General features: G+C 56.0%; 7 protein-coding genes and 2 rRNA genes. 2 read left to right on the top strand and 7 right to left on the bottom strand.

Features of this window, described 5'->3' with window-relative positions; genetic code table 11:
- Both FGO67_RS13455 and rrf read left to right on the top strand, forming a co-directional pair.
- Nucleotides 1–80: ribosomal RNA gene (locus FGO67_RS13455) — 23S ribosomal RNA — on the top strand; the annotation flags it as partial.
- Nucleotides 81–163: 83 nt separating this feature from the next.
- Nucleotides 164–279: ribosomal RNA gene (rrf, locus tag FGO67_RS13450) — 5S ribosomal RNA — on the top strand.
- A 78-nt stretch (nucleotides 280–357) separates the two neighbouring features.
- Here the strand turns inward: rrf and FGO67_RS13445 are convergent.
- The 7 genes from FGO67_RS13445 to FGO67_RS13415 all read right to left on the bottom strand — a co-directional run bounded on the left by FGO67_RS13445 (nucleotide 358) and on the right by FGO67_RS13415 (nucleotide 11187).
- A complete protein-coding gene (locus tag FGO67_RS13445; protein ID WP_203301139.1) occupies nucleotides 358–2970 on the bottom strand; it encodes a carboxypeptidase-like regulatory domain-containing protein in 2613 nt (870 codons plus the stop codon).
- A gap of 26 nt (nucleotides 2971–2996) precedes the next feature.
- A complete protein-coding gene (locus tag FGO67_RS13440) occupies nucleotides 2997–3845 on the bottom strand; it encodes a fimbrial biogenesis chaperone (RefSeq protein ID WP_203301138.1) in 849 nt (282 codons plus the stop codon).
- A 30-nt stretch (nucleotides 3846–3875) separates the two neighbouring features.
- The gene (locus FGO67_RS13435) at nucleotides 3876–4298 is read right to left on the bottom strand and encodes a DUF4402 domain-containing protein (RefSeq protein ID WP_203301137.1); all 423 of its coding nucleotides are present in this window, start codon (nucleotides 4296–4298) and stop codon (nucleotides 3876–3878) included.
- Between the two features lie 183 nt (nucleotides 4299–4481).
- Nucleotides 4482–5036 carry a DUF4402 domain-containing protein gene (locus FGO67_RS13430; RefSeq protein ID WP_203301136.1) on the bottom strand — a complete coding sequence of 185 codons (555 nt, stop codon included), beginning with the start codon at nucleotides 5034–5036 and terminating at the stop codon, nucleotides 4482–4484.
- Nucleotides 5037–5321: 285 nt separating this feature from the next.
- On the bottom strand, nucleotides 5322–6038 hold the full coding sequence (locus FGO67_RS13425; RefSeq protein WP_203301135.1) for a sensor histidine kinase: 717 nt from the start codon (nucleotides 6036–6038) through the stop codon (nucleotides 5322–5324).
- On the bottom strand, nucleotides 6035–7672 hold the full coding sequence (locus tag FGO67_RS13420; RefSeq protein WP_203301134.1) for a tetratricopeptide repeat-containing response regulator: 1638 nt from the start codon (nucleotides 7670–7672) through the stop codon (nucleotides 6035–6037). Before FGO67_RS13420 ends, FGO67_RS13425 begins: the two co-directional genes overlap by 4 nt.
- Nucleotides 7669–11187, bottom strand: a complete 3519-nt coding sequence (locus FGO67_RS13415) for a PAS domain-containing hybrid sensor histidine kinase/response regulator (protein ID WP_203301133.1) — start codon at nucleotides 11185–11187, stop codon at nucleotides 7669–7671. Before FGO67_RS13415 ends, FGO67_RS13420 begins: the two co-directional genes overlap by 4 nt.
- Between the last annotated feature and the right edge of the window lie 33 nt (nucleotides 11188–11220).

Raw genomic sequence — 11220 nt, 5'->3', positions numbered from 1 at the left:
CAGGACGTTGATAGGTCGGGTGTGTAAGCGCTGCGAGGCGTTGAGCTAACCGATACTAATTGCTCGTGCGGCTTGACTATATAACACCCAAGACAATTGCGGATAACGCAACGAAATCAACATCACTCTCTCTTTCTCGTCCCCCCAGTGATCAACCGTTTTGTCTGACGACCATAGCGGCTTGGAACCACCTGATCCCATCCCGAACTCAGAAGTGAAACAGGCCTGCGCCGATGGTAGTGTGGCATTTGCCCATGTGAGAGTAGGTCATCGTCAGACTCTTAATACCGAAAACCCCAGCTTCGCCGAAGTTGGGGTTTTTTATTGCCTGAACGAAAAGCGAGGGCGCTGCCTAAACTATTTCATAAGAGGTTCAAGCAGGAAATCTTCACCGCTGATGAGCTGCCCTCCCGGGGAGAGCGTGAGTTGCCTGCCCTTTTGGGGTTTGAGGTTCAGTCTGGCCTGCTGTTGAGGTGATAGCCGAAGGGTGTAGTCGCCCGGAGGAACCTGATCTAGGATATAGAACCCATCCCAGGCCGACTTGGTGCTTCGAATGACTTCTCCACGGCCATCAACCAATTCAATCTGGACGTCTCCTACGCCACGACCGCCCTCGGCATTGGCAAGATAGATAGTGCCGTCTATTTCACTGGTTAGTATGACGGGTAGTTCCAGTTCCGCAGAATAACCAGGTCTTGGTAGGACACGATAACCGGGGTGACTCGCTAGCCAAAGGGGGTCAGAGAGGGTGCCACTATCCAATGTAATAGCGGCGTAGCGCCGGGGGGGCAGTCGTTCAATAAAGACAAGGCCATTCGGCCCTGACCGGGCGGGGTGTCTGGTGCCATTGACAAGCAGGCCAATTCCCGACAATCCTGCTTCCTGATCGTCGCGTACTCCATTGTTGTTTTCGTCATGAAAAGTCCGTACGAGCGCAGCCCCCGTATTGGCGACCGGACGCGCGTCAGGCATCCATCTTTGGAGGACGGGCTGCGGGCCCAATGAGACAAAGAACTGGGCGCCAACAAAGTAATTGTCGTTATCGTCGTAGCTGGCATTAAATGCCAGCCCAAACTGGCCAGAAGATTTGCTGAAACCCGCGCTGTAGCGAGTATTGGGCGTTAGGAATTCGTGGCTAAGGCCGGCCGTTATACGGTAGTTATTGGCTAGCGGGACGCTGCCGTTGATGCTGTAAGCTGTGAGCTGGCGCTCGGGCTGGATGGAATAATCCAACTGGCTTCGGAAATTCAGGGTGCGAAATAGCCGACTTACGGTTACTGAGCCGCTGGCCAGGGTCGGACCTAACGTTTCTTGCCAATTCAGGCGGTTGGTTACCACCGTCCGCCACAGATAAGCCGATACCCGCGCGGCGTGTACATCAAGCCTGCTCCCGGATTCCCGAGTTTCGTTGGAACTGTCGATATTGAAGGGTAAATGCCAATTCCCGGGTAAGCGCATAGTACCGTTAATTCGAAGGGCGCTGCTGCGGACAACAGGGTCGCCGTTGGCGGGGTAGATTTCACTATCAAAATTGTTCAGTAGTGCGTGGCTCAATTTTACCGACGTATCCGAGAGCCGAGTTCGGGCACTGACCTCGGACAAGTGCCCTTGCCCTAGTTGGTCTATGCTCCCGAGACTTCCGCTCCAGCCTGAGCCAAACATCCTTAGGCTGCTGTAGCCATACTGGGCCTCCTTACCGTTTAATGGCGTTCGAATAAAGCCAGTTGAAGCAGTAAGGTGTCGAGTAAGGCCGAGGTCGGTATTGACTGTCGACCGTGCATTACCGCTATCGTCCCGGTGCTCTGAAACCCGGTACCTAAACTGACCTGCAGGGACGAACGATTCCGACAGGTCAAAAGATTGGGTCTCGACACGGGTTTGTCCGAGAGGCCCGTTGAATACCAGTCGGAAGTCGTTTCGACCATAGTTCAGTGGGAGATTCTCGAATCGATAGCGTCCCTCGTTGTTGGCAACCTGCAATTCGACAAACACATCGTTGTAATACAACTCAACGTCCCAGCCTGGAGGCAGGTCTCCTTCGAGTGTCTGCTGATCGAAGCCACTGGCTGCAGTTAACGAGCGGTTGCTGATGGTCACGCCGTTGCCCGATGCCGCTCTGTTGATATTGTCATTGCTAAAACTTCCGTAATTACCGAGTACCACTGAGGTCGCAGACAGTGGACCTAACAACTCACCGTCTGGATGGTAGCGTGAAAGGGTTGCTCGGATATCTGGTGTCGGGTCTTCCCGGTCACTGGTGATTCTGAAGGCGGATTCCATGTAAAAAAGGTCGGATGTCAGGAATGCTGAGTACCTGTTGCTGATTACCTTCTGGTCGGCTTGGTTGAGCACCTGCGTTGAAAAGGTCTGGTCAACGAACGGGACGCTTGCCAGCTGGTAGGAAGGGGCTAGTTTTGGATAATCGAAAAATAGCGGCTGTGCACCGGCTGGCCTGTCGCTCTGCCGGCGTAGGCGATCAAGTTTTGCTTGCAGGGGGAGCAACACAGAGGCCGTCACCGTCAGTCTGAGACGGGCATAATTGACGTCGAGCTGGATTGGAAACCAGCGTTCCAGAAGAGTGGTGGCAACGTATATGTCATCCGGTTCTACGATGACCATTGAGTCCGCGTCAAAATCCTCGGTGATGGGGCCATAGCTGACGCGTCCGCGCAGTGCATCAAGCCCGAAGCGATGGTCAGGTGATACAGCGAAGCCATTCGCAGTGCCAGTCTCCGGTGAAACTTCGATGCCTAGGGTAAGTAGCTGTGCAAGGGATCCTAGCGGCAGGAACGTATGGCGGGAATCGCCATAGGCTGGGAACGCCTCGGACAGGATCAGGTGATCGAGTCTGACTTCCAGCAAAAGGAACTCCCGGGACGCTGCCGCCTCGGTTTGCGCAAGGGTGTTGGCAGAGAACAATGGACCGAGCAGCATCAATACAAACAGGACTTGAGCTTTTCGTTTAACCATTGGTAGCTCAGCCTTTTAAACTTAGGTCAGGGAATCAGCAACGCCGCTTCGGCAAGTAGTCTCTCTCCTTGATCAACCGGGGTGGTGAACCGAACAGTTAAACGATCACCCGGTTGGAGGGGACTGATCTCGCTTGGAAGTTTGAGCCGGGCAATGCGCAGAGGGTTCGGAAAATACACAGCAACGCCTCGTGCGCGGGCAACGACCTGTTCCTCCTGGGCTCTGCTGAGAGTGACGGTAATATCGCCATAGATGGATTGGCCACCGGTTCGTGCGATCTCAAATCTTAGGACGTTGGCGTCAGGCGTTGAAGCTTCGAGGCCAAGATTGGATAAAACCACCGTCGCCGACAGTTTGCCGTGGCGGACGATGACTGGGATGGATATACCGACCAATGCCTGAAGGCGAACCTCAATACCACCGGAACCACTTCCTTGTATGCTTTCGACGCTTGAGGAAATCCCAACGTCTGGTTGTTTCTCAAATAATAGGTGTGAGCGGTATTCCCCCTGGTCCAGGTTCGCCGGTTTTCGTACCGCTAGCCGAACGGTTTGAGACTCACCTGGCTCAATCCTGACTTGCCTGGGGGAGTATCGAATCAATTGGCTCGCAAAGCGTTCCTCGGGCAGTGGAGGCTCCGCAGGGCTGAATTCGCCGTATTCGTTCATGCGTCGATTGACAAGAAAAATACGGAACGTGGCAGGCTCGGAGCTGCGATTGACCAGCTCAAGCTTTGCCGCTCTGTTACCGTCTTCCAGGACGAGACGAGTAGGGTAGATAAGAACATCGGCGTGTGCGGGCAGGCTGACTGAGGTCAATATCCCGAAAATAAAACACCATAGCGGTTGAAATCGTGAGCGGGATAAATTCATCATCGTCGTTTGGTAGCCCTTAGCGGTCTTGATTTAGTTGTAGTCCACGGTAATCAAAAAGCTACCGCTATAGGCTCCCGGGGTTTGCCCTGAACCGACGTTGAGCGTTGCGCCTACCCGTACTATGCCAGTACCCAAGAGATCCAATTGACCATCAACGCCATCCGGGACACTGATAAAGTTGTTAACCGGCATTGGGACGCCCGGGCCTGTCAGGTAGACAGTTCCATTGGTTGGTAACATTACAGCGAATGACGTCGAGGGATCGCCTGTCACAGTGAACAGCGCGGAGCTGCCGCCGAAAGAGGGGGCCAACCAGATTGAACCTGTGGCCGCCCGTCCGCCAAAGGTATCGATAGACACTGAGCCTCCGCTGAGTGCAGCGAAGCTTCCGAACGATAAATCCTGGGTTCGGGTGACGGTTAATTCCAGTGCGAGAAGATTACCGGGCAGCATCGCTGCGCAGCCGAGAGCGAGTGCAATCGGCAGCCTGAGGCAGCGTTGCCTGATACTAGAATACATTCTCACAGGAACACACCCCTCGGTTCTAATGGAGAAAAACTGCACTCCCGGACGTTGGCGTCGTATATCGGACGGGCTATTGGCCCATTCGACACCATATCCGGAAGTCGGTCAGCCTTAATTATATTCCACGGTTACCGTAATGGTGCCTTGGTAGCTCCCCGAGGCCTGGGTACTGGCAACCACGAGAGAGCCTCCCAGATAAATCGACTGGGTTCCGGTCACGCCCAATGTCCCCGAGCTGACTTCGCCTGCAATTGTGCCTGTGCCAGTGAGATCGCTAATACGAGTCAGAAGCATGGTTTCGCCTCCGCCTCCGGTGGTGTTTGTTAGTTGGGTATCGCCTGAGTATGTGATGGAATAGGTCGCATTGGACTGACCTACAACATCAAATCGCGCTGCCGTGGGGGTTGTTCCCCCGGTTGAGAGTATGACGCCGGTAGCGGTTCGAGCACCGTTAGTAGCAACCGTTACGGTGCCACCAAGGCCTGGTGCAAAATCGCCGAAAGCAAGGTCTGCCGTTTTGGTGATTTGAATTGGCGCAATGACGTTAGCGCTTGCAGTCGCAGAATCATCCGCAGCAGAGGTGAAACCGGGTGCCAGAAGAAAGCACGCCAGGGTGGCAGTGAAGACGTTTTTGTTGAGGTACAGGTGCTTTTTATTTTTTTTCATAAGATGCCTCGAATGAACGATCAGAGCTTTCGCTTGTGTCGCATCAGGGCTTGTGTCGACTAATGTGCCTCCTTTCCGGTTGATGCATTTTCCGTGTTTGACTCAACCCGTGTGAATAGTTGAACTTCTCATTCATTTTAAGGCAAGCGTATACTACAAAAAATTACCAAAAAAAACAGTTGGTTGTTTTATCCACTCGAAACGTTACACGTCAAAGCACGCTCACGCAGGGTCTGCTTCTGGGAGAGAGTTAAGCGATTTCGCTCTCAGAGGAACAAAAATTAGTTAGGGCAGCCAGATCTCGAAGACTCCGCCACCCAGCTGCCCACCATTATGGAGCCGGATAGATCCGCACCTCTCACCCTCCCGGTGCAACTGGGCTACAGACGATGCAAAGAACAGCCCCAGGCTGGTACTGCCGGTGTTGAAGTCCAGGGATTTAAAGCTCAGGGTTCCTGAGTGTTGCATGCTCTCGGGATAACCCTCGCCGTCATCTTCTACCCCCAATACCAAATAGCCATCCCGTAATTCGGCCGTAAGGCGGATCTTGCTTCGGGAGTACCTCAGGGCGTTATTGATGGTGTTGTTTAGCACCCCGGTCAACAGGTCGGCATCATAGAACCCGGTGATGTCGCCAGCCTCGATTAGCGCTTCTATACCCAGGCCCTGAAGCAGCGGTGCGTGGCGTGCCATGTGCTCGTTCAGGAAGTCAGGCAGGTAATGTTCCTCAATGTGAGCGGACAGTCTCTTTTCGCCCAGACGATAGATTCCCAGCAGCTGGACCAGGTCGTTGTGCATGCGCTCGGCTTCATACTGCAGGGTGTTGAATCGTGGGGAGCCATCGAAGGTGGAGCCATGCTCGGTTCTTAGCTCGTCCAGCGAGTTCAGCAGCATCCCCAGAGAGTTTTTCATGTCATGGACGGTTGAGGCCAGAACCATTGAAAAGTCGATGTTCTGGTCGCTGTCATTGGTCCGGTTACTGGTGTTTTTGGGATCGGTCATGCGGTTAATCCCTTCAGTTTCTGGCTCAGTGCGATATAGCGCCGATGTTGTCGATGTTGTTGAGGCAGTCCCTGCAGGCGGTCCAGTCTGGCCTGGCACTCCTCCAATGGTTCGCGACTGGTTGGATCCGCCTCGTATATTTTCAGCAAGACCTGAACCAGGTTGAGGTTCACTGAAGTGTGGTTTGGTACCACTGCCAGCGCTTCGGTAAACGCTGCGGCTGCGGCTGCGAGGTCGCCAGCCTCGAACGCTTTTATACCATCACGGGTAAGGTTCCGAGCCTTTAGTTTTTGGCGGAACCCGACCGGCTCATCCATCAGAGCTTCGATACGTTTCAGAAGCTCTGCCTCGTCGCTATGCTGTTCGGCGAGGCGGCCCAGAAGATCTTTAGCGTCACCGTCACTGCCAATTCGAAATAGGGTCTTGGCATAGTCCAGGCTGATGTCGGGATCGATCAGAGGGTTACTGTCGAATTCCGCCTTGAGACTGTTCTGAAGTGCCTCTGCTTCTCGGTGCTGTCCCTGTCCAAACAGCACTCGGCATTGAACAATTCGGCTGCGAAGGCCCACTGTCGGCTGGTCGGCAAAACGCTTCTCCATGGAAGCAAGAATTTCTAAGGCCTCAGTGGCGTGTTCGACGCTCTGAGCACTGTCTTGGTCCTCGCTGAGTTCCGACAGGCTCTGTCCCAAAGCTAGATAATGGTCGGCGCTGTCGTGTATCGAGTATGTGCCGAGAGATACAGTTCGGCGCCAGGCGTCGGCCGCGGTGTCGATGTCCTGGTTGGCCTCGGCAACCTCCGCCAACTGCTTTTGCCGAAGCAGGGCATTGGGCGATTGCACGGTGGCCTGCTCGAGTACCCGCTGTGCTTCAGACAGTTTGCCTTGCTGGCGCAGTCCGTCGGCGAGCAGGTCGTAGGCTTCCATGTAATCGGGGTGGGTATCGATCAGCTGCTTGAGATTGGCGACGGCCTGATCGTGGCTGCGATTAGCCAGCAACACCTGGCTGCGCCCGAGCCTGGCCCAAGACAGTTCCCGCTGTTGCAGCACGTCGTCAAAGACCTTGGCTGCGTGGCTTAAATCTCCCAGGCGGAAGTAGAGATCACCCAGTGTTTTCAAGAGCCAGGTCTTATGGCGGGGATTCCGGGGCAGGGCTTGGAGGCAGAGGGAGATGGCTTCCGGGTAATTTTCCCGGTCGATCTCCCGGTTAATCGGCAACAGTGCCTTGCGTTGGTCAATCAGGGTGATCAGACGCTGTTCCAGCAAGGCCCGGTTGATCGGTTTGGTCAGATAGCCGTCGGGCTGGTGCTCCCGTGCCCCCATCACCATTTGTTTGGAGGTTTCGGCCGTGACCATCAAAAACAGCGATGAGCGCCTCAGCAGGTTCTTATGGCGCAGCTCCTCAAGCACATGCTGGCCGTTTTTGCCCTCACCAAGATTGTAGTCGCACAGCACCACATCCACATGGTTGTAAGTGCAGTATTTGATTGCCTGCTCGGCGTTGCGGACCAGTTCGATCTGATCGGCCCCGCAGGCTCGAAGCACCTGTCGCATGGACAGGCGGAAGTTCTCGAAGTCGTCAATGACCAGGTACGTTAGTTTGTGAAAGGCGTCCCCTCGGTAGCTGGATTCGCTCATGACCGTTTCTGCTTCAGCAACTTGTTGACCAGTGCCCGCAGTGCAGCGGGTTTCACAGGTTTATAGAGCAGATGGTAGCCCCTGGCAATGGCGTCTTCTCGCACTTCCGGCGCCATGTAACCGGTAATCAGAATTCCCGGGATGTTCTCGCTCAACGCCGCTCTGAGACTATCCATGGCATCCAGCCCGTTTTTGTTATCGTCCAGCTGGTAGTCCGCGAGGATAATCTCAGGAGCGTGGCCGTTGAGCTGGTCGGTGGCGTTATCGAGGCTTTCCGCGGCGGTGACATCGCACTTCCAGTTACCCAGCAGGGCGACCATGCCCTGGAGAATGGCGGGGTCGTTATCGATACACAGCACATGGAGGCCGCCAAGGCTTGAAACCCGGCGGGATCCGGTTGCGGGCTGTGGAGCGACAGCGGGTATCTGTTCCGGTGCCGCCAATGGGACGGTAATGCCGAACAGGCTGCCACGACCCTGAATGGAATGCACGGTGATCGGGTGGTCGAGCATACCGCTGATCCGGTCCACGATGGCCAGGCCAAGACCCAGGCCTTTCTTGTCGCGGCCGGTCTGGAAACGGCGGAATTCCTCGAAGATGTGCGCCAGCTGGTCTTCCGGAATACCCGGACCGGTATCCCAGACATCAATCCGGAGAAAGCCTTTCATGCGTCGGCAACCCAGCAGGATCTTGCCCTTTGGGGTGTAGCGAATGGCGTTGGAGAGGAAGTTCTGCACTACCCGGCGCAACAGTTTGGCGTCAGACCTTACCCAGGCTGTGCTAGGTACTACACGCAGTTCCAGCCCCTGATCCTTGGCAATCGCCGAGAAATCTGTGGCCAGGTGGCGCAGGATGTCGTTAATCGGGAATACGCCAATGTCCGGCTCCAGCGCACCGGCATCCAGCTTGGAAATGTCCAGCAGGGTGCTGATGATTTCCTCAGCGGCACCGAGGGAGCTGTCGATGTGATCAACCAGATCTTTTTCTTCGCCCTCTGGAGCCTTTCCGGCCAGCGCCGAGGTAAATAATCGCGCAGCGTTGAGGGGCTGAAGCAAGTCGTGGCTTGCCGATGCCAGAAAACGGGTCTTGCTCTGGTTCGCCTGTTCCGCAACGGATTTTGCTTTCAACATCTGCTCGTTGATGACCTGCAGTTCCTGGGTACGCTCCTTGACCCGCTGCTCAAGGTAGATGTTGGTTTCCTTCAGCGCCTGTTCGGTCCGGCGCATGGCGGTGATGTCCTGGAAGGTGGTGACGTAGCCGCCACCGGGGATGGGGCTGCCATCAACCCGTATTACAGTGCCGTCAGGCCGTTGGCGCTCGTACGACATGGGCTGGCCATGACGCATGCTGCCGCACCGGTCGGCAATGATTTCATCAATGCGTCGGGCTGACAGGTTAGCGTTGGTTAGGTTATAGCGCATGAGATCTTCCACTGGCCGACCCACCCGCACGAAACCTTTCGGGTAGGTGAACAGCTCAAGATAGCGTTGGTTCCAGACCACCAGTTGCTGCTGGTGGTTGACCACGGATACCCCAAGGCGAATGTTCTCAATAGCAGATTGCAGCAACTCCCGGCTGAAGGTCATGGCCTGGGAAGCTTCGTCGACAATGCTGACGACGTCCTCGATCTGCATGTCGCGGCCGGTCAGTGTGGATTCCAGGACCACCCTCGCCGTGGAGGCGCCAATCACCGAGGCCAGTTGACGCTCAATGTACTTCATCAGGTGATTGGAGGCGGGACGCTGAGGGTGCAGACGAATGGCGTTGCGGCGTTCGTAATTGCGCAAAATAGTCTCGGACCGCTCCTCACCCATGAACCGGTCAGTCAATGCTTGCAGATCCGAGGTCAGGATTTCGCCTTGCCAGCTCTGGTGCTGAGGCGTTTCGGCCCTGGGTTGTGGGTCATGGAAGAAGGACGCGATCTGGATCTTCTCGCGCACACGCTGACGTGTCAGCAGCGACAGTGCGACGTAGGCCAGGGTGTTGATGCCAAGACTCCAGATGATGCCGTGGCTGATCTGGTCAAGGTCAGAGCCGAACAGTGCCGTCGGGCGAGTCCAACCCAGGCCCCAGAGGCCCTGGTTGATCAGGGTGTCGGTCATCCAGCCAGTAGTCGCCAGGGCCGGCAACAGTAGGGTATAGCACCACATCAAAAAGCCCAGTGCCAGCCCCCAGACCGCACCCATGTAGTTACCCCTGCGCCAGATGATACCGCCGACCAGAGCGGGGCCAAACTGCGCGGCGGCGGCAAAGGACAACAGGCCAAAAGCGGTCAGGCTGTAGTCTTCGCTGGCCATGCGGTAGAAGCCGTAAGCGGTCAGCAGCACCACAAAAATGGCAACCCTGCGGATTCTTAACAACAGATGGCTGAGGTCGGCGCGTCGGTTCATTCGGGGCCGGAAAAACTTCAACAGCGCTGGCATGATGATTTCGTTGCTGACCATAGTGGCGATGGCCACTGAACAGACAATCACCATGGCCGCGGCCGCTGAACCGCCGCCCAGGAAGGCGAGAATGGCGAGCCATTTCTCTCCAGCCTGGATCGGCAGCTGCAGGATGAGAATGTCGGGGTTGCCGGTCACGCCCCCGGGCGACAGCAGGCCAGCGGCGGCAATCGGCAGCACAAAGGCGCTGGCAATAATCAGGTAGATGGGCATAGCCCAGCGTGCGACTTCGAAATCCCGGTGATCGGTGTTTTCGACCACCATGACGTGGAATTGTCGTGGCAGGCAGATGATGGCCAGCATCGCCACCAGGGTCTGGGTGATAAAGGCCGGGGCCTCAACACCGTCCATGGTCAGGGTGCCAACCAGGTCGGCGTCCTGCACCCGGCCGAGCAGATCACCAAAGCCGCCGTAGAGTCCGTAGCCAACGAACAGGCCCACGGCCACGAACGCCACCAGCTTGATCAGGGACTCAAACGCCACCGCCTGAATCATGCCCCGGTGGTGCTCGGTGGATTCGAGGTGCCGGGTGCCGAACAACACGGTAAATACCGCCAGTGCCAGCGTGATGTACCAGGCCGAGTCGGCCCAGGGGGCGCTGCTACTTACGTGAATACCCGGTCCGGTTTCGGACAGTACGTTAAAGCCCATGGAAATGGCTTTAAGCTGCAGTGCAATGTAGGGAACGCTGCCAATCAGAGCAAAGGTTGCGATCATGGCGGCAAGTGATTGGGACTTGCCATAGCGCGAGGCAATGAAATCGGCTATCGAGGTGCTGTTGTTGCGCTTACTGATGTAGATGATCCGGCGCAGCAAGGGGGCGCCAAAGATGAACACCAGCAGGGGGCCAAGGTAAATGGGGAGAAAGCCCAGCCCTTCCTGGGTGGCGCGGCCAACCGCGCCGTAAAAGGTCCAGGAGGTGAAATAAACCGCAAGGGACAGCGCGTAGATGTGCGTGCGCGCGAGCCTGCGCCGGTAAAGGCCGGGGTGTTTGTCGCCGGCCCAGGCAATGACAAACAGCACCGAGATGTAGGAGATGGAAATTAAAACCAGCAGCCAGGCACTAATCATGGATACGCGGTTCTCTTGGTTTCAGGCATTCTG

It is taken from the genome of Marinobacter sediminum, assembly GCF_016820575.1.
Taxonomy (GTDB): domain Bacteria; phylum Pseudomonadota; class Gammaproteobacteria; order Pseudomonadales; family Oleiphilaceae; genus Marinobacter; species Marinobacter sediminum.
The sequence above is the reverse complement of the archived record's forward strand: the minus strand, read 5'-3'. Positions and strand labels throughout refer to the sequence as shown.